The organism is Paenibacillus sp. FSL K6-2524 (assembly GCF_038005525.1).
Lineage (GTDB): Bacteria > Bacillota > Bacilli > Paenibacillales > Paenibacillaceae > Fontibacillus > Fontibacillus anaericanus.
In genome coordinates, this window is the sequence record NZ_JBBOSP010000001.1 from 3,602,629 (window position 1) to 3,622,106 (window position 19,478).

At 40.0% G+C, this 19,478-nt stretch carries 21 protein-coding genes and 1 pseudogene; 4 read left to right on the forward strand and 18 right to left on the reverse strand.

The features are described from left to right. Window positions 1-54 precede the first annotated feature (54 nt). The 3 genes from NST85_RS16515 to NST85_RS16525 are packed head-to-tail and all read right to left on the reverse strand — an operon-like array spanning window position 55 to window position 1,674. The gene (locus NST85_RS16515; protein WP_341189832.1) at window positions 55-582 is read right to left on the reverse strand and encodes a GNAT family N-acetyltransferase; all 528 of its coding nucleotides are present in this window, start codon (window positions 580-582) and stop codon (window positions 55-57) included. A 2-nt stretch (window positions 583-584) separates the two neighbouring features. Then, on the reverse strand, window positions 585-1,181 hold the full coding sequence (locus NST85_RS16520; RefSeq protein ID WP_341189833.1) for an NAD(P)H-dependent oxidoreductase: 597 nt from the start codon (window positions 1,179-1,181) through the stop codon (window positions 585-587). Window positions 1,182-1,194: 13 nt separating this feature from the next. Continuing rightward, complete coding sequence (locus tag NST85_RS16525; protein WP_341189834.1) at window positions 1,195-1,674, reverse strand: DinB family protein; 480 nt, start codon at window positions 1,672-1,674, stop codon at window positions 1,195-1,197. Between the two features lie 249 nt (window positions 1,675-1,923). Here NST85_RS16525 and NST85_RS16530 point away from each other — a divergent pair, with 249 nt between their 5' ends. After that, complete coding sequence (locus tag NST85_RS16530; RefSeq protein WP_341189835.1) at window positions 1,924-2,355, forward strand: Lrp/AsnC family transcriptional regulator; 432 nt, start codon at window positions 1,924-1,926, stop codon at window positions 2,353-2,355. A 29-nt stretch (window positions 2,356-2,384) separates the two neighbouring features. Beyond that, a complete protein-coding gene (locus NST85_RS16535) occupies window positions 2,385-3,002 on the forward strand; it encodes a LysE family translocator (protein ID WP_341189836.1) in 618 nt (205 codons plus the stop codon). A gap of 177 nt (window positions 3,003-3,179) precedes the next feature. On the opposite strand, the gene NST85_RS16540 is transcribed toward NST85_RS16535, so the two are convergent. The 4 genes from NST85_RS16540 to NST85_RS16555 all read right to left on the reverse strand — a co-directional run bounded on the left by NST85_RS16540 (window position 3,180) and on the right by NST85_RS16555 (window position 6,783). Continuing rightward, complete coding sequence (locus NST85_RS16540; protein ID WP_341189837.1) at window positions 3,180-4,133, reverse strand: hypothetical protein; 954 nt, start codon at window positions 4,131-4,133, stop codon at window positions 3,180-3,182. 214 nt (window positions 4,134-4,347) lie between these two features. Further along, on the reverse strand, window positions 4,348-4,794 hold the full coding sequence (locus NST85_RS16545) for a GNAT family N-acetyltransferase (RefSeq protein WP_341191124.1): 447 nt from the start codon (window positions 4,792-4,794) through the stop codon (window positions 4,348-4,350). A 485-nt stretch (window positions 4,795-5,279) separates the two neighbouring features. Next, complete coding sequence (locus NST85_RS16550) at window positions 5,280-5,792, reverse strand: GNAT family N-acetyltransferase (protein WP_341189838.1); 513 nt, start codon at window positions 5,790-5,792, stop codon at window positions 5,280-5,282. 139 nt (window positions 5,793-5,931) lie between these two features. Then, window positions 5,932-6,783 carry an undecaprenyl-diphosphate phosphatase gene (locus NST85_RS16555; protein WP_341189839.1) on the reverse strand — a complete coding sequence of 284 codons (852 nt, stop codon included), beginning with the start codon at window positions 6,781-6,783 and terminating at the stop codon, window positions 5,932-5,934. A gap of 206 nt (window positions 6,784-6,989) precedes the next feature. On the opposite strand from NST85_RS16555, the gene NST85_RS16560 reads away from it, so the two are divergent. Together NST85_RS16560 and NST85_RS16565 are read left to right on the forward strand one after the other, a co-directional pair. Next, window positions 6,990-7,574 (forward strand): sigma-70 family RNA polymerase sigma factor, encoded by a 585-nt coding sequence (locus NST85_RS16560; protein ID WP_341189840.1) that lies wholly within the window; start codon window positions 6,990-6,992, stop codon window positions 7,572-7,574. Further along, complete coding sequence (locus NST85_RS16565; protein ID WP_341189841.1) at window positions 7,564-8,289, forward strand: DUF3600 domain-containing protein; 726 nt, start codon at window positions 7,564-7,566, stop codon at window positions 8,287-8,289. Before NST85_RS16560 ends, NST85_RS16565 begins: the two co-directional genes overlap by 11 nt. 105 nt (window positions 8,290-8,394) lie before the next feature. Here the strand turns inward: NST85_RS16565 and NST85_RS16570 are convergent, their stop codons facing one another. From NST85_RS16570 to NST85_RS16620, 11 genes and pseudogenes are all read right to left on the reverse strand, one after another. After that, window positions 8,395-10,116 (reverse strand): proline--tRNA ligase, encoded by a 1,722-nt coding sequence (locus NST85_RS16570; protein ID WP_341189842.1) that lies wholly within the window; start codon window positions 10,114-10,116, stop codon window positions 8,395-8,397. A 372-nt stretch (window positions 10,117-10,488) separates the two neighbouring features. Next, a complete protein-coding gene (locus NST85_RS16575) occupies window positions 10,489-10,935 on the reverse strand; it encodes a GNAT family N-acetyltransferase (protein WP_341189843.1) in 447 nt (148 codons plus the stop codon). 118 nt (window positions 10,936-11,053) lie between these two features. After that, the gene (locus NST85_RS16580; protein WP_341189844.1) at window positions 11,054-11,584 is read right to left on the reverse strand and encodes a nucleotidyltransferase family protein; all 531 of its coding nucleotides are present in this window, start codon (window positions 11,582-11,584) and stop codon (window positions 11,054-11,056) included. 18 nt (window positions 11,585-11,602) lie between these two features. Then, a complete protein-coding gene (locus NST85_RS16585) occupies window positions 11,603-12,130 on the reverse strand; it encodes an HXXEE domain-containing protein (protein WP_341189845.1) in 528 nt (175 codons plus the stop codon). After that, a complete protein-coding gene (locus tag NST85_RS16590) occupies window positions 12,123-12,788 on the reverse strand; it encodes a VOC family protein (protein ID WP_341189846.1) in 666 nt (221 codons plus the stop codon). The genes NST85_RS16585 and NST85_RS16590 overlap by 8 nt, the downstream gene beginning before the upstream one ends. 55 nt (window positions 12,789-12,843) lie before the next feature. Continuing rightward, complete coding sequence (locus NST85_RS16595) at window positions 12,844-13,158, reverse strand: hypothetical protein (protein ID WP_341189847.1); 315 nt, start codon at window positions 13,156-13,158, stop codon at window positions 12,844-12,846. Between the two features lie 121 nt (window positions 13,159-13,279). Then, complete coding sequence (locus NST85_RS16600; protein WP_341189848.1) at window positions 13,280-14,035, reverse strand: hypothetical protein; 756 nt, start codon at window positions 14,033-14,035, stop codon at window positions 13,280-13,282. Window positions 14,036-14,063: 28 nt separating this feature from the next. After that, entirely contained in the window at window positions 14,064-14,936 is an 873-nt protein-coding gene (locus tag NST85_RS16605) for a GNAT family N-acetyltransferase (RefSeq protein WP_341189849.1), read from the reverse strand. Window positions 14,937-15,039: 103 nt separating this feature from the next. Further along, window positions 15,040-16,734: a M3 family oligoendopeptidase gene (locus NST85_RS16610; protein ID WP_341189850.1), complete on the reverse strand. Its 1,695-nt coding sequence runs from the start codon at window positions 16,732-16,734 to the stop codon at window positions 15,040-15,042. Window positions 16,735-16,909: 175 nt separating this feature from the next. Then, window positions 16,910-17,335 (reverse strand): annotated as a pseudogene (locus NST85_RS16615) (GNAT family N-acetyltransferase). A 180-nt stretch (window positions 17,336-17,515) separates the two neighbouring features. Then, on the reverse strand, window positions 17,516-19,477 hold the full coding sequence (locus tag NST85_RS16620; protein WP_341189851.1) for an ATP-dependent DNA helicase: 1,962 nt from the start codon (window positions 19,475-19,477) through the stop codon (window positions 17,516-17,518). Window position 19,478: the final 1 nt, after the last annotated feature.

Below are 19,478 nucleotides of genomic sequence, written 5' to 3' on the forward strand. Positions count from 1 at the left end.
CCCTTAATATATATACTATTTATGAACATTTCAAACTTACAAACCCATTATGTCTTATAGCTTAATAGTCATGTGGATATCTAGAGGTTCTTTCTGAAACAGTTCTGAATCCACTTCTTCCGCTAGTTCACTACCATTGCTTTTATAGAAGTAAACCGCTGATCTCGTCTCAGTTGAAGAAATATATAAATACTTGGCCCCTCTATTGCGGGCTTCTTGGCTGAGTTCATTAATAATGCGTGTTCCAATTCCTTGTCTTCTATAATTTCGCGATACATACATGAGATCCACTTGTAAGCGATCTTGGAGATCTCCTCTAAAACGGTTGGCCAAGACGCCAAATCCGACGAGCGTATCTCCATCAAAAGCTCCAATTCCCATCCCGCCATGTTCTAATTCATACACAAACCTCTCCTGCAATTCTTTCATCAACTGTTCATCCCAAGTAGCACATTCATGACCGGCTTCAATTTCATGTATGATACCGCCTAGACATTCATAAATAAAGTCAATTTTCTCGGAGCGATCGACCTCACTTAATTTGTGTGCTTGTTCCTTTGTCATTACTGAATAATGAATCATGGTCACTCCTTTGGAAAATGTTCTGTAATCATATTCGCGGTTTCTTCTAACCACGCAGCTCGTTCTTCGGATGTACTATCTGCAACAACACAATACATCCTTCTTACGACATGATTCAGTCCACAAAAATCAAACACACATGACTTCCAAATCTTCTCCAATGGATCTCCAAAGACATTCAACTCCCTATCCTCAGGGGTGTTGGAAGTATTGAAAACAACCCCAACCTTTGCCTTCAACAGCCCGATTGGAAGTCCTCCCCCACTATCCCCTGCATCGAAAGTATAGGCCACTTCTTGACGTAGAACTCGATCAACCCAACCCTTTAGGATCGCCGGAGGTTGTCCCCACCAATTAGGATGAATGATAATAATGCCGTCGGCTTCTTTAATCTCATCGCAATGCAATTGAACTAATGGATCATCCGTTTTGTCACTAACGAGCTCCTGTGCGGAGATGATAGGGTTAAATTGTTCTTGATATAGATCGTGAAAGGAAACTTGATGGCCATTCTGTTCTAATATTGACACTGCCCTCTCCGCTATAGCATGATTAAAGCTTTTATCGTACGGATGTCCCAAGATGACTGATACTTTCATGTTAGTCCCCCCTTTAGTTCTGAAAATTGAGTTCCAATAAGTCCATGATTTGTTTCATATGATGTTGCTCATGCCAAATGAAATCCTGCAAATATTGTGATAAACCAAAATCATTGCCATCATCATCCATATATACGCCTTCATACTGCTCTTGAGACATGGAAGAGATCTGCTGAATGATCTGCTCCCGTACTTGGATGGATTGCTCCGCCAATGCATTGATATTTACCTGCCGCCCGATTTGCCGCGCTTGCTCGTTAAACTCATCGAAATCTTGATGCTGAGTTGCTACCCGTCCCTCCTCAGCAATCTTCATAATCGCCTCATTTAGGAAATACTTGTCCCAATGCATAATATGACTGACTACATCCCGAACGGCCCATTTTCCCTCGGTGATTGGAGAGTTCCATAAACCTGCATCCCTGTCTTTTAGCATATGTACAAAATTTACCCAATCATGGAATTGATGTAGCAATTGTTCTTTTTCCTCCATACCTTATCGTTACCTCCTAAATTTTCTCATTCATTCACTAGTTTCAGTATAGCCTATTTTCCAAGTTCACTTAAATCTATTAAGTTTGTTTGCTTTTCTATCGCACAACACATAAAATATCAAAGTAATATATGTTAATTAATTAAAATTTTTAGTGTTTTTGAATATTTCAACAAATACTTTCAACAAAATACTATAATTGACTTAATAATTAACATTGTATCTCTTACATAGAAAGGTGGTTGTATTATGGATGCTTTAGATACCCAAATCATCGAACTTTTGAAGCAAAATGGCCGTATGACCAGTTCTGACATTAGCAAATGTATTCATCTATCCGTCCCATCCGTATCTGATAGAATTCGAAAGCTGGAAGAAAAGGGGGTAATTGAACAATTTACATTGAAGCTGAATCGTAATGTCATGGGTCAAGCTCAAATGGCTTATGTATCCGTCATGCTTGACAGAACTGAAAATGTAGATAATTTCAGGGCAACCATTATCAAGTCTATCCATGTTCTTGAGTGTCATCACCTAGCTGGTGAATATGATTACATGCTTAAAGTAGCCGTCCCGGATATTTCAGCACTAGAAGAATTCATCTCAGTTTCGTTAAAGAGTATTCCAGGTGTATCGAAAACAAGTACGGTCATCATTCTTTCCACATTAAAGGAAGAGTAAGATGAACTTAGATTGAAGGAGAGATATACATGGACCCCTCTACTATATTAAAAGGTATACTCTTGGGGCTGTCGATTGCTGCCCCCATGGGTCCTATCAGTATGGTCTGCATTCGTTCTACTTTATCAGGTGGCAGAGGGGCTGGGGTTGCTGCCGGGTTCGGTGTTGCCACAGCAGATGCCTGCTATGGTGTTATCGCCGGGCTCGGTGTTACTGCAGCTTCCTCATTTCTGCTTCAATATTTAGATTTCATACGACTCTGTGGTGGTATATTTCTTTGTTATTTAGGCCTTTCCACATTTTTTCGTAAAACTACTCAATCAATAGAGTCTTCGGAGCAACATCTTCTAGGCTCTTTTGCCTCTACTTTCCTCCTTACTCTTGCTAATCCCATGACCATCGTTTCCTTTGCAAGCATATTTGCAGCAACCGGGCTAACTGTCCCAAATAGCAGTGGCACACAGATTATGGGACTCGTTAGTGGAGTTTTTCTGGGATCAGCCTTATGGTGGATTCTGCTTAGTATAGGAGTAAGCCTGTTTCGTAAAACCTTGCTCAGCCCATACTCCCTTCGTCTCATCAACCGTCTTTCCGCTGTTGTACTTATCGGGTTTGGCATTTGGATATTACTGCAAATTATAAGATAATAAACTCCTCAAGGGAAAGCCCAATAGTTATTTTCATTTATTTGGCAGATGACATACTCATCTCTAGTTCCATAATCCTGTTCACTACAACCTCCCAATATTGTTTCATATCCTCTCTGACCATCGCATCCTGCAACTTTTCTTGATGAAAGCTAATAACCGTCTTATCCTCGTTCGTTATATAGGGAATGTATAACGACCGTATCTTGTTTCTAGTTCCTTTAATATTTGATCCTGTTCCAACAAGAATATGGAATTCACACCCTCAACCCCCCACCAGTTCAAGCTTAATAAAATTCCATCATTCGTGTTCACTGCGAACATAAATGAAAAATTATCCGCCGATATTTCACCACCATCATCAACACGCCATACGGAGGTAGTTTCTTTCTGGGTCTCTGGATAGTCTTTTACAATAAACTTATCCCCCCGTTTCAGAACAAGACTGAATAAATGTTCTCCTCCTAGCGTTTCGAAATGTACCAAATAGAGTTCATTCGTATCTTCAATTTCAGCAAGATTCCAAGCCTGTTCTATCTTACGATCATGGATAGCTTGCAATTGGCTCAAGAGTTGCTCATCGCTAACAAGTTCATTATTCACTTGAATCGCCAATAAAGCCCCTGTGTCAAATTGCGCATCATTGATCAGATAATAAGTTTGATCCTCCTGAGCTAATCCTTCTTCCACAGTAAAAAGATACCCGGGCATATTAGTCATATTGATCGAAAGATCTCTTCCGTTATTTAGCTCTTCATTGCCTTCCTGCCACTCCAAATATTTAATGGGCACAATCTCACCATTTGCACCTATTGCTATATTCAGTGGTGACATAAGATCTTCCTGGCCCGTACCCAAACCCGTTACGAGGATTTGTTGACCCTTTACCCCAGCAAAACCAAAGACTTTACCTAATTTACTTGTATCTATTGCTGGTTTCACTTGCTCAACTGGATCTTGCTCAACTTGTGGCTGATTAATTTCTTTATCCGGTACTGGTGTTGGTGTTGGTGTTGGTGTTGGTGTTGATGTTGGTGACGGCATTGGGGACGGTATTGGTTTTACTTTTTCAGTGGTACAGCCAACCAAAAAAATTAAAATAAGTATGATAACAAACCATATCTTTCTCATTCAAAAACCTCCACTCAACTAGACAAGTTGAAATAATCATTGTGCTGATAGGCTCCGAGAGCGAAAAATTCTTACGATCGCTGTTGTCCCCCAAATTTCGTGATTGAACTGTTATGGTTGAAATTCGGGGACAAAGGCGAACGCTCCGCTATATCATCATTCTATACTTCATCTTATATAGATACTTGTTCCCATGCCTTGTTGTTCTGTCATCTTACAACGACAAGTAATAATGATAATATTCTTCATCTCTGGTAAAGCCAAATTGTTCATACAGCCTTTGTGCACCCTTGTTATCCAATGCCGTACTTAATTCAATTCCCTTAGCCTTAGTAAGGCGAGCAAAGTCCGACACGCCAGTTAATAGCATCTTAGCAATCCCCTGTTTACGGTATCCCTCTGATACAAATAAATCATTTAGGATCCAAGCTTTCTTCATCGAAATGGACGAGAATACAGGATATAATTGAGCGAAGCCAGTACATTGACCAGAAACGTTATCCTTAGCTATAAATACGATCGATTCCTGATGTTCAAAATGACTGAACAAGAACTTCCGCGCTCCCTCGAGATTTGAGGCTTGATGATAAAATACTCGATACTGATCAAAAATGGGTACTAACTGATCTAAGTCCACAATTGTTGCTTGGTAAATTTGAATTGGATTGTTCATGGTATGATATTTGCTCCTTAATAGTTAGATTATCAATAACCTGACAGTTAGAAATAATGATACGAGTATCATGGGTACTCCTGAAATAACAACAGCCAACACAGCCAGTATATTTTGTAAACATCCTTTCTGATCATCGTATGAATAAATCCCTACACTCACTCCTATAAGGGAAAATAAAAAGGACAGAATTAAACACATCGTTGTTATCTTATCATTTGAAAACAAATAATATAGTGACACAACAAGAAGCATACAACTAATCATTCCAACAGCTATAGCCAATAAACTATGGTTGATCTTTACCAAATTTTTTTTTTTATTTTCTGGCTCATTCAATCTCTCTCCCCATCTCGACAACTATTACTTCATGTAATATTACCACAATATGCCATAAAATAAATCGACCCAAAGATTAGAAATCTAAGGGTCGATTTGATAGGTTTAATTTTCTATTTTGATAAGTGAAATCTCTATCCAATTTGCTTATAATAATAAACCGTTTCATGCAATGTTCCATCAGCTGACTCGGCGTAGTTTGGAATTCGTCCAGCTTCAGTATAACCAAAGGAAAGATACAGATGGTTAGAGGGATCACCTGCTCTAGTATCCAATACTAACAGTGTCCTACTCTCAGTTCTTGCTTGCTCCTCTGCTGTTTGCATTAGCCATTGCGCTATGCCCATTCTTCGATATTCTGGATGTACCATTAATTTAGCAATTTCTGCTCTGTGACGAGCGTTTTGTTTCTGGGCTAATTGTAATTGTATCGTTCCAACAATGCTATCATTCTGCATTGCTACCCATAGAATAACCCCTGGTTCGATGACTTTATGCCAATAGTTTATGGCCTCATCCTTGCTTAAAGGGGGAAGAAAACCAATGGAAGCTCCTGTTTCCACTACACTAATTAGTAGTTCAGTTAACTGCTCAAGCTGCGAGGGTTCAATAGAATTCACTTTGTGAATCTCGATTTTATCATTCATAAGAACACTCCTCCATTCCCCTGTCTATTAGCATTGCTCTAAACTGGTAATTCTCATTCTCATGTTTGAGGGAAAGAACCCAATGAAAAAACAGCCCTAATGAGCTGCTTCTTCATGAATTCAATTCTAATATAACCTCTTATTTAAATATTCCTGCAATGCCGGCTGCCAAAACCACAATAGCGAAGATCATTCTGTAGATGGCAAAAACCTTCATTGGTTTCTTTTGCAAGTAAGCGATAAACTTCTTGATAACGGCTAAAGCTACGATAAATGAAACGATAAAACCAGTCGCCAGCGAAATGAGTTCTTCTGATGAAAGGCCGGAAAAGCCACCCATCTTCATGATCTTCAGAAAACTCATACCAACCATAACTGGGATGGCTAAGAAGAATGAGAACTCAGCCGCTACTACAGTAGTAAGCCCCGAAACCCAACCACCGATAATGGTTGAAGCTGAACGTGACATCCCCGGTATAATAGCTAAACATTGAAACAACCCGATAATAATGGCTTGCTTTACAGTTACGTTCAGTTCACGGTCTTCACTAAGGTTGTTATTTCTAAACTTCGATTCCGCATACATCATCCAGATCCCACCGCCAAACAATGTGAAAGCAACGACAACTGGAGTGAATAAGTATTTGTCAGCCATATCGTTAAATAGTATCCCGAAGACACCCCCAGGAATACAAGCAATTACAATCATTAGCCAAAATTTAAACCCCGATTTTTCATATCCTACCTTTTTAGGAGAGAAATTTACAAGGGTATCTTTTATTTTACGCCAATAGAGAATTACAACTGCCAGTATAGCTCCAAGTTGAATTACATAAGTGTACATCTCAACAAAATTTGGATGTGTACCTGAAAAGCCCATTAATTGTTCGAAGATAATCAGATGCCCTGTAGAAGACACGGGCAAAAATTCGGTTACGCCCTCCACAATTCCAAGTATGATTGATTTAATGATTGCTATAATGCTGTCCATCAAATTCTCCCTTCCCTTTTCCATTCGAAGATTAGTCTTTGTATTTTAACCTACTCTAATATACTATACATTAAACCATTAAAAATTAAGAATTTATTAACTATTCAGAATCAATACTAGTAAATCAATCTCTGTATCAAAAATAAATCGAACGATATTTTCCATACTGACCAATATACTGTGTAATACCAAAGGGGGAATGGCGGTTGAAACAACCACAAGAATATACCAAGCTCATTGCGCTTACGCTAGCCGGTAGTCGTGAAGCCTACAGTGAACTATACGAAATCACCATTCAAGATGTATTCAAATCCGTGCATTTCCTCGTTGGAGATCCATCTGATGTTGATGATGTCGTTCAAGAGATTTATATTCAAGTGCACAAGTCTCTGGGACAATTTGACGTTAGCAGAAATTTTCGCCCTTGGTTAATGGGCCTCGTCATGCGACAGATTCAAACTTATCGAAGAAAGAGATGGACGCATCTCCGGACAACTAAAAAAGCTCAAAACTATGAGGACCCTGTAGCCCGTGACTTCTCCAATGAACTAGTCGACAAATTATCCAATCACTCTCTGATAGTCGCCGTAGAACAATTACCTTTTAAATTAAAACAAGTCGTGATCTTGCACTATTTAAATGAATATTCGCAAGAAGAGGTGGCGGGTATTTTGCATATTCCTCTGGGAACCGTAAAATCTCGTATTCACGCTGCATTGCAGAAGTTACGCCATAAACAGAACAATACTAGTATTTTTATGGGAAAGGTGGAGAACCTTCATGAATCTTGAAGATACGTTACGATCAGCACTTCAGCAAAAAAGTACTGATTTGTCGGCTTCACCGGAACTGAAAGAAAGAATAATGAATCAAGTTACCGTAAAACAAGGAGGAAAAAGAATGAAAAAGTGGTTATTATCATGTATCATTGTGGCTGCTCTACTTATACCTACTGGAGCATTTGCTGCTTACAATTATCTAGCTGACTTCATGTACGGATCACAACAAAATGTTGCCCAGATAGGCGGTACAATTGAAGCATATGAGAAACTCGAATCTAAACTCCAAGAATCCAAACAACTATTAAGCACAGAAGAATTCACGGTGTTTATGTCCCTGCTTAAACAATTAGGTGAATTTAATCTAAAGATCGCAGATTCTGAAGGTACGCTTCACCCAGACCAATTAAGTGTAGATGAACAACAACAATATACAAAGTTGATTACATCCCTGGAGCCCCTGTTCAACAAATTAAGTGAGCAAGCATCATCAAAGACAAATCGTAACCCTAATTCGGTTTATCTTGATCTAGACAAAGCTGAAAAAGTATTAAGCGAAGAGGAACTCTCCCTATTTGTTAACCTACTTGATGAGAGTAAGGAGATCTCTGTTAAGGCCGTCGATGCAAAGGGAAAATTCCATCAAGATCGTTTATCTGACCAAGATAAATCAAGATTAGAGCAAATCCAAGAACAGCTTCAATCCTATCTAGATAAGTTAGAATAGTTGTATCAAGTTCAAGCAACAGAAGGCATGCCTGCGAATGTGCAGACATGCCTTCTTGTATCTTCTATGCACCTTTCAGGGATGAGCCCTGATAAATAAAGGAAATTAATGACTACTCTTCACCAATTCAATAATTCGTGCAATAGCATCATCAACATGGAGTGACTCTTTCTTGTTTTGATTCCGCAGGGTAAATTCAACATGCTCTTGCTCGGCATCTTTACCCACTATGATTCTTATTGGAATCCCGCTCAAATCTGAATCTTTGAATTTTACACCTGGACGTTCATCTCTATCATCCATCAACACTTCAATGCCGTTCTCAAGTAAAATATGATACACCTTCTGAGCTAAATCCATTTGTTTGTCATCTTTCATAGAAATCGGAATGAGATGAACTTGAAACGGCGCTAGTGTCGTTGGCCAAATGATCCCATTTTCATCATGGTTCTGCTCAATCACGGCAGAGAGTATCCGCGAGACTCCAATTCCATAGCAACCCATAATCATTGTCTGTTCCTTACCAGATGGATCTAAGAAATTGGCGCCTAGGTGCTCACTGTACTTGGTTCCCAGTTTGAAAACATGACCAATTTCAATACCTCGATTGAATTTTAATATCCCTTCCTCACAGCGTGGACATTTCTCACCCTCAGTTACATTACGGAAATCCCCCACATTTGTAAGCTCCAAATCACGTTTAGGATATAAATTACGAACATGATGATTTAACTCATTAGCACCTGCTATACCACTCGTCATATGAGTTACAGTGTGATCAATTAATACTGGAAATGGTAAATCCATAGGCCCTATAAACCCAACTGCCACACCAGAAATTTTCGCCAATGCTTCCGAATCAGCAATTACAATGTCCTGAGCCCCCAGATAATTCTTCACTTTAATTTCATTGATCTCATGATCACCTCTGGCAGCAACAGCAACTACTTTATCGTCGGCTATAAATACAACCGTTTTGAGGATATCCATAGGACTGATTTGTAGCGACTGGACAAGTTGTTCAATCGTCCTAATCTCAGGAGTATAGAACTTCTCTACATCCTTGTCATTGACAGAGATCATTTGACCATCTGATATATCACTAGCTCCAGATTCCGCTTTTTCTAGATTTGCAGCATAATCACAGCATGTACAAGCTGCAATCGTGTCTTCGCCAATATCGGCCAATGCCATAAATTCATGTGTTCCACCTTCGCCCCCAATAGTCCCTGCATCTGCCTCAACCGCGCGAAAGTTGATTCCAAGTCTAGTGAAAATCCGTTGATAAGCATGAAACATATTCCAATAAGATCTATCTAAACCTTCCCAATCTGTATCGAACGAATAGGCATCTTTCATTAGAAATTCGCGACCTCGAAGTAACCCAAAACGCGGACGTCGTTCGTCACGAAACTTAGTCTGAATTTGGTACAAGGTTACAGGTAATCTGCGGTAGGAGTTAATTTCATTTGTCACTAAAGAAGTGATGACTTCTTCATGTGTTGGTCCTAGTGCAAATTCTCGATCATGTCGGTCTCTTAATCGAATTAACTCTGGACCATATTGGGAATATCGTCCCGACTCTTTCCAAAGCTCGGCAGGTTGCATTGCTGGCATTAACAATTCTTGAGCACCAACCCGGTCCATTTCCTCCCGTATGATTTGCTCTGCTTTGCGGAGTACCCGTCTGCCGAGTGGCATATAGGTATAAATTCCCGCAGCTAATTGCCGGATAAATCCTGCGCGTAACATCAACTGGTGACTAACTACCTCTGCGTCAGACGGTGATTCACGTAATGTATTATGAAATAATGTACTTTGTCGCATGAACAATCCCCCCTATAATAAGTTGTTCAAAAAAACAAAAAGACACATTCGTCAGGGACGAATGTGTCGTGATACCACCCTATATTTGACCGCAGTAACATTGTATATGTAAGCAGTCCTTATTAAGATAACGGCTTACACCGGTAATGGAAAGTAAATTCCATCACAGCTCACAAGATAGGTTAAAGTTCACTCGCTTCAAGAAACCTTTCAGCCCGTGGGTTTCTTCTCTGTACGACGATATATTAAACTCTTTGGTCTTGGTCAAAGCTTTTCATTATTTAATTTTATTTACAGTACATGATTAGTATATATTAGTCAAGCAACAGATTGTTAGCAAAATCAATGACTGTTTTGTTTGCTAAGTTAACTTCATAATGTAAGCTCTAGGTGTAGTAAGGGAAATGGTTTGCCTGATCCATCTAGTTCAGAGCGCCCTATCAGTACACAATTATATCGCTTGTAAAAAGCATAAGCCTGTTCGTTTTGTTCGTTGACGTCAACTTGCAGTTTATTCCCTTTGAGCTCTCCTGCATGTTTCACTAAATGAGATCCTATTCCCTGCCCATGGTACTTTGGATCAACAAATAACATCTCTATTCTTGTTCCATCAAGGCCAATAAATCCAAGCGGTTCTTGATCTTCGTGTAATTCTACCCAGAGCTCAACCTCCTTTAATGCACCATTTTGAACCATGTGATGATAAAACTGAATATCGTCTTCTGCTAAAAAAGTGTGGGTCTGGCACACTGCTCTATGCCAAACATCTACCAATTTATCATGGTACTTTTCTTCATAAGGGACTATTTGGGTTTGCATTATTATCTCCTACTATTCTTTTAAATGTTAAACTAATTCAGCGTTAGATTATCTGTAATCGTTCATCTTTTTATTCTTGATCCCATTTAACCACTTCTAATTCAGGCCACTTGGCTGTTCATTTCTTCACCTTGCATTTGTATACAGCTTCACTAATTAAAGATTTATTAGGCCGAATTACCATATTAAAAAGATCGTCTAATCCAAACGGTGCATATAACGTCCAATTCTGAGTATGGTCAAGTCTTAACCCCAGTGATGTGGCCGTTGTTGGCCAAGTATCTATTGCAGATTCAATTGTATGGTATGGCTTAATAGCTGTACCAAACTTTTCTTCATACCATAGATGTACCCTGGCTTGGTTCTTCATATCGATCTGAATGGGGATATCTGTGAGTAGTTTTTTCCCCCGCGTAATCATCTCATCTTCAGCGCGATATGAAAGGTCGGTATCATTGAAATATACAATATCAATATCACTAATTCCATAATTTAAGGGCCGGTTCGTGAGGTCATTCCAGACAGTTTGTACAATACAACCTGCCCCTACATAGTACGTTTCTAACCCGAGTTCCTTCATATGTTCAAAAACTTGCATTAAGATCGGGCTCTTTTCTACAATCCTCAACAATCTTTCTGTGTTCTCCATCTAATAACTCCTCGCTACCTAATCACGAATCACCATTTTCCCTAATTTATGTCCTAACATGACCAAAGGAAGCAGCAATAACCCTACAGGTGCATAAATAAGAACTTCTTTAAACGATACAAGCCCTTCACTTATCATTCTATTGAACAAGTAAATCGAATATGGCAAAGTAACGAAGAGCGCAGTTACCACTCCTGGAGTATACGATTTCAGGAAGATGGACTGCCCCAGATGCGTAAATACATGGATGAATAATAGCGCATTAAAGCCGATAAAGAATATGTAGTTTTGATGTTCCACGGCTAGATAAGTAACAGGCACAAATACGATAAACTCTAGATACACAGCTACTGCAAATTGCGCTGATGTTACTTCTGACATGTTCTTGACTAGCTTGCTTGCTGGCCCCGGAATTTTATTACTCATTTTGGGGTAATTTCTCTTCATCCAATACTCCACGAATATGATTTCTTCAAAATCATGGATCATAAAGGTAGCTAGAAATAACCACATAACCGATTGGATCGATACGATTGACTCAGTCATCTCTAAGCATGACATCTCCTTCTACAAATCTTATAGTTCCTATATCTTTTATAGATATTTCAACTGGAAAGAGTCTAGCTTTCTTATGATTCGAGAAGTACCACTCTCGATCCTTCTTTACCACAATCAACAGCCCATGCTCGTCTCCCAGCGGAGCAAAACCTTCACTACCCTCTCTCCAATGCGATATCCCCATCTCATTTAGCTTCCTAGCTAGTGGAGTGACTTCATCCGCAACAATTCCAACTTCACTTATACAAATGAAATCCTTCGCAGAAAATGAATGAGTAGTACTATTGCCAAGATTGTGCCGAGCTATGAACTCTACAATATTACCTGAGGGATCTTCACAATAAATTGAATCAGCATTCCATGAATCAAAGAAAACCTCATCGGCACCATCCTCTTTGATTAGAGGAACTTTGGTAGAAACCCATTCTTTTACCTCACGGAACTGATTCTCAGGAATATTAATTGCTAAGTGATAAAAGGGTTCCTCGTATTGATTTGTAAGCTTAAATATTAAGTTTGTCGAACCTATCTTTACTGCAAAGTGCTCACTATCATCTTCTAACAGGGTGCATTCTAATGTATTCGTATAAAAAAGTTTCAGATCCTGAAGGTGACTGGTCAATAAAGTTACATTCTCTATAATCATTTCTGTCCCTCCCGTTCAAAGCAACCGCTAAGAAGCATCGTATGTAGTTTTAGTTTTAAGTCATTTCTATTTGAAAAAAATCACAACATTCACGCAGTGTTCTTGGATTAAAATCTAATTGCTCTATTGGTATTCCATGATCCAGACCATATTGAACAACGTCATCCCAAGTCTGCGAATCTACTGTGGTTTGAAATACATGATCTTGATATACAACAACCAGAGTATCGTTTTTAAAGAAATGGTTATACCAACAATCCAAGTTTACATCAATCATATTAGCTTGGAGTTCAACAATCGTTTCATGTAATTGCTGTTCTCTAACTCTAACAAATAAAAAATCCCAACTACCGATCATTTTATGTGCCACGATATCTAAAATATTGGCAATCTTGTGATCTTTAAGCGATTGTTGTATTACAATACCATAAAAGTCTTCTATACAACCAATTCCTTTCTTAGACAGTTACTTTCATCGGGCTCAGCGTATCCTACTTTTGTTCGATAAACTGAGTCCCATTATAAGTATACATTTTAACCGTTGTTGTAGGCTTCCCTTTAACCGTTACTGTATCATCTTCTAGTTCACTTCGTGTTTCCCAGGCATACAAAATATCATTTACGATCTGGAAGCTACCCGCAACTACGTAATAGTTGCCACCAAACATCGCATTCATATCTTTCAAAGTACCTTGCCAAGCTTCAATAACTTCCCCATTCTGAATCTCCAATAAATGAGCTATCTGAACGCTAACTCCGGAACCACCCGTCACTTCTATCACTTGGAACAACTGCTTTTCCGCTATCTCAATAGGTGCACCGAAATTTAGCGATGCTACCTTCCAACTTTCATCAAAAATTAAACTATAATCACCAGAAGATGTTTTATCAATAATAAAAAAAGCACCTAAATGTGATCCACCATCAATTGCAGCTACAACTTCCGGTTCATCATCTCCATCTAGTTCAACCTCTTCATAGGAAAGTGCCTCCCAATAAAGCTCTCCATTAATCCCTTGTTTCATAAGTAACTCTTTCACTTGTTCAAGAGATATGGCCCCCCCGCTGGACTGTTGTACTTCCTCACTTCCTACGGATTCTTCTGGAATACTGGCGAACGCTTGCCCTTGTGCATTCTCGCCCGACTGAAGAGGCTGATCCTTCTTAAATGGACCTATTACGACGATTACTACAATCGCGCAGACTAAAAGTATGGATAATTGTAATACCTTATTATTCTTAGTCATAATATGCCCCCTTCATAGCCTCTATCTCTTATTTGTTCAAATGATGTACCATCAACACTTGCTCCATAAATACACTGAACCCTAACTGATCTAACAATTCGATCAAAATGCGATTTGAAGCACGGATATTATGCGCTGTTCGCTTACAATTCTGGGTAGGTTGCCATATTTCCCGTAGTGCTGCCCTAACGATAGATTCCCGATCCAACCGATTAGGCGCTGTTTCACATCGAAGGAGAGTAATTCCTACTAAGTTGCCATAAGAATCAAATGAACGCCGAAATAACCCGTACCCAACTGCCTCATCTCCATCGTAAACAGTGACACTCTCACCATCCTTAAGGCTCGGCAGCTGCGATTGCCACACTTCACCGGGGGTGTAGAAAGGTAATGTTCCAACTTCTACGGCTAACCCTCTTGTCACTGTGTATGAATGTGATGACCAACCTCTCATATCCAACATATGTTCATTCGATAATAAAATAAGTCGATCAACAAGCTCATAGTTCATGGTTTCATATAACCGAATCGCTGACTCGTTTGTACTTATCGCTTCCAAATAGGCTACATCCACTACTAGCTCCGCGTATAACTCAAGATTCCGAGCTATCATTGCTTTGCCTATGCCCTTGCCACGAAATGCTGGAACAACAGCCGTTCCACCATTCCATGCTACTTTCTTACCGGAAACCTCGCGGAACCCTCCCATCACGATCCCCGCTTGTTCACCGTTCACATAACACGCAAACGAATGCTCAAGCGATAACCCTTCACTTGCTACTCGTGTAATGAAGCGATCCAGCGGCATAGTTGCGTTCACTATATATCCTTCGAACGCTTTGTTCCAGAGCTCAGAGACATCCTTTATTGGAAATTCACTCAGTACTTTATAGGTAATCATATGGTCACTCCTTCTCTCTAGAAGATTTTCATATATAGAAAGCAGACACCCGCTACATTCTCCGGGTGTCTGCCTTCACAACGTACGCTCAATATCATGTTAGTTAGAGAACTGTATCATCCACGCTGTCAAGCCAGCTCTCGATGCTGCCGATAACTGACGTTACACAGCCGTCCTCAAACGGCAAGATCAGTCCGGCCACTTTTACCAATTCGGTGAAAGACTTACTTCCACCTTGACGGCAAAGGTTCAAATAATCGGCCCATGCTGCTTCACGGTCTTCGTGCATCTTCTTCCAGAATTGGAAGGCACAAATTTGTGCAAGTGTATAATCAATGTAATAGAATGGGGTGCTGAAGATATGGCCTTGTTTGTGCCAGAAAGCACCTTGTTCCAAGTATTCGTTATCTGCATAATCGCGATGCGGCAAATATTTACACTCTATTTCACGCCAAGCCTTCTTCCGCTCTGCAGGTGTAGCATCCGGATTCTCATAGACAAAATGCTGGAATTCATCCACTGTTACACCATAAGGAATGAAGATTAGTGAACTTGCTAGATGATCAAAACGATACTTATCTGCATCTTCCTTGAAGAAGAGATCCATCCAAGGCCAAGTGAAAAATTCCATGCTCATAGAATGAATTTCACAAGCTTCATAAGTTGGGAAACTATATTCCGGCACTTGGAAGCTTCTACTCTCATACACTTGGAAGGCATGGCCCGCTTCATGTGTCAAGACATCAATGTCACCCGAAGTCCCATTAAAGTTGGAGAAAATATACGGTGCACCGTGCTCGCTAATATACGTGCAATAACCACCGCTCTCCTTGCCTTTCTTACTCACCAGATCCATTAGCTCGTTCTCTTGCATAAAAGTGAAGAACTCATTCGTCTCCGGTGATAGCTCAGCATACATCTTCTCACCATTCTTTACGATCCAATCCGGATCGCCTTTAGGAATCGCATTACCTGATTTGAAACTAATGTTCTCATCATAATAATACAATTGATCCACATCAATCCGGCCCCGCTGACGTTCCTTCAACTTCGTTGTGACGGGTACAATATATTTTGCAACTTGATCACGGAAATTAGCTACCATCTCGGCGTTGTAATCCGTACGGGACATTCTTGCGTAACCAAGTTCGACGAAGTTCTTATAGCCAAGCTTCTTCGCCATCAATGTCCGCACTTTAACCAAATCGTCGTAGATGCGATCGAATTGCTCCTCATTCTCAGCCATGAATCCTGTCTTTGCTTCCTCAGCTCTCTTCCGAGTGTCGCGGTCGATGGACTGAGTGAAAGGCAAAATTTGCGAAAGTGTTAGCTCCTCACCATCGAAGGGAATCTTCGCAGATGCTATAAGCTGTTTATATTCTGTTGTTAGCTTATTCTCCATTTGCAAGTCCTCAATAATTTCTGGACTAAACGATTTAAGCGCTAACTCAGCCAATTGAAATAGTTGGACACCCCATTTATTTTGCAGCTCGGCTCTGAATTTCGATTGAACTAATGCTTGATAATAATCATTAATGAATTCTTGGACGACAGGTCCAACTTCATCAAAAAAGTCATTCTCTTCCTTATAGAACTCATCCGTAGTATTGATAGAGTGGCGGATACTAACGATAGTCTGCATCGAATCGAACTCACTACGAAGTTTGTTAATTTTCGTCATAACGACATCCTGCTCTTCGTAACTATTAGCGGAATTAAATGCAGTCAAAAGTTCTTTAAACTTCAACTCGAATGCTTGTACATCTGGACGTTCGTAGTTATACTCGGTGAATTTCATAATGTGCATCTGCCCTCTCTCAAATCAAAATACATGCCTATCTGTCCATTATATGCCACTAAATTAAAAAATTCTATCCCGTTATAGGATAGAACTCGATCATGGCAGCTATATTGAAACTCACAGTCCTAGGGGGGGAATTCCCCCGAGGAACCTGACTGAATCTAATGCTGTCTTACATTTCTTTCTTGAAGTAATAGTGTTTAAACCCGCGCGGAGCATCATCATAAACACAAACTAGATCGTACCCAAACCTTTTATAAAAATCGGGAGCTTGAAAACTAAACGTATTAAGTTTAATAAACGTACATCCCTTTTGTTTAGCAATCGCTTCAATTTCCATGAGCAACTTCAATCCCAAACCCTGACCTCTAAAATTCTAATCAACCCATAAAATATCAACCTCAATCCAGTTCCAACAAAAGACACTGTTCATTCCACCAACAACTTGACCACTCTCATCCTTAATTGCAAGATTAATCTCTTCATAATTGGAATTGAGATCTTCGGGTACATGTCCTGCATTGAATTCAATTAGCCTTTTTCTAACATAATCAGATTCTTCTTTGTTACTTCTGCTTATATTGTTTGCTGTTGTCATTTATAGGGGCCTCCTCAGCACATCATTCATTTAATATGTCATGCTTTAAGAATTCTTTCAAACAGGACTTGTACTCATTAGTATTCTACTTTAAAAAAGCATAAAAAAGGGATAAATCATTAACCCCTTTGTTTAAAGGTTTTTCTGATTTATCCCTAACTGAGACATAGACATCGTTGTCTATCCTAGAGTCAATTCCTCCACCTCAACACCTTGAGGTAGTAGTTCTAGAATCTTATCTCTAACTTTCGTATCCTTCATCTCTGCTCCAAAGATAGTCACGACACCTTGATCCTCGCGAGTCCGAATCAGACGCCCAATCCCTTGCTTAAAGCGAAGTAGCATATGAGGCATGTCCACATCATTAAATGGAGACTGCGTATCTTTGCGCTTCGCGGCGAAGACCGGATCGTTTGGAGGGAATGGTAAGGACCAGATCATCACATGAGAGAGTGATGGCCCTGGCACATCCAGGCCTTCCCATAAGGTTACAGCACATAATATGCTTGCTTCATCGTTCTGGAAATTTGAAATGAGGTGGCTAATTTCACCCGCTCCTTCAAAGATAAAGCGGAAAGTCGCAGCTTTCGGATGGCTAATAATATCTTGTCTAAACTGCTCCATTTCCTCGCGGGAAGGAAATAGAATTAAAGCTCTACCTTCTGACTTCTGCAAAAGATCGAAAGCCAGCTCTATCTTCTCAGCCTGTTGATTATTCGAGATGAGCTTCGGTATAACAACCTTCATCTTCTCTTGATAGTCATATGGGGAATCCACAGAAAAGGAGAGATATTTGGTAATCCCCAAATTGTCTGCAATATAACCAAAATCTCCATTTAAGGAGAGCGTAGCGGAAGAGAACACGATAGGCATACTCTTGGAGAATACGCGTTCTTCAAGCACTTCTTTGACCAATTTAGGCATGATCACCAAATGGAAACCATCCGAAGTCTCTTCTACCCATGAAATAAGTCGATCAGGGTTTTCGAATAATCCCAATGCGAGATGAATCATCTCCAAATGCTCTTCTACAATCTTTAGTTGATACTCATCTAACGAGTAAACTCCACTTTCAAATACCAATTCTTCTTCAACGACAGCAATCGTATCACGGAAACGATTTACTTCCCGCAATAGCTTTTCGTTATAGTCAATTTCTCTTCGATCTGAAGCAGGTACGCTATGACTGTACTTTTCTAGTGAGGAGAACATGAGCTCACTTTGTGAGATCGCATCCTCAATAGCAACAGCTAATTCCTCCCGTACTTCCCCTTCAAGTAATCGAATAACGATACTTTCAAATACGGAGTGCTTTAATTTATAAGTAAGCGCACTTTGTGCAGCTGTTTCTAATAGATGGCCTTCGTCAAAAACAACGGAACTGTGTTCAGGCAGCAAAGGCAGTTGCCCTTCGCGTTTCCTCGCATCATAGGTCCATACGTGCTCCATATAGAAGTCATGAGAGCAAATAACCAGATCCGTTGACTTACGGTAATGTTCTCGGGAGATGGTCTGCCCACAGCGATGGCGTCTACTGCACACCATACAGTCCTGAAATACGTCCCAGCCTAATTTACTCCATTGCTCATCATTAAGATTCGGATAGTCCTTGCGGTTCCCATAGGGGTGAAAAGATTGCATCGTATCCGGTGAATTTACAAACTTAGGCAGGCTTCTATAGATTTCCTGGGCAACTTCATCATCATCTTGATCGTCCAGACTCGTTCTGAAATCATCCAACTTGTTAAGGCACAGATATTGGTCCGGAGATTTACCTAGTCTAGCATCAATGGTAAAGTCCAGATGTTTGGCTAGCTTAGCAATATCACCTTCTGGCTTCACTAGCTGTTCGATCAATGATTCATCCGCACAGGCTATAACAGCCGGCTTCCGCGTGTACCGCGCATAACAGATCGCATAGAGCAGATAAACCATCGTTTTCCCAGTTCCCACTCCAGCTTCAGCAAAGATGGTCTGTTTCTCGTTGTATGCTCGTTCCAGCTGAAAAGCCATATATATTTGTTCATCCCGCAATTCAAGTCCAGCCTCTGGTAATTTCTCATAAAAAACATCCGCAATCCAGTCGCTAGCCTGCTGAACAAACGGTTGTTTCGGGTCAAATGTAAAAGGATAGTTATTCAAT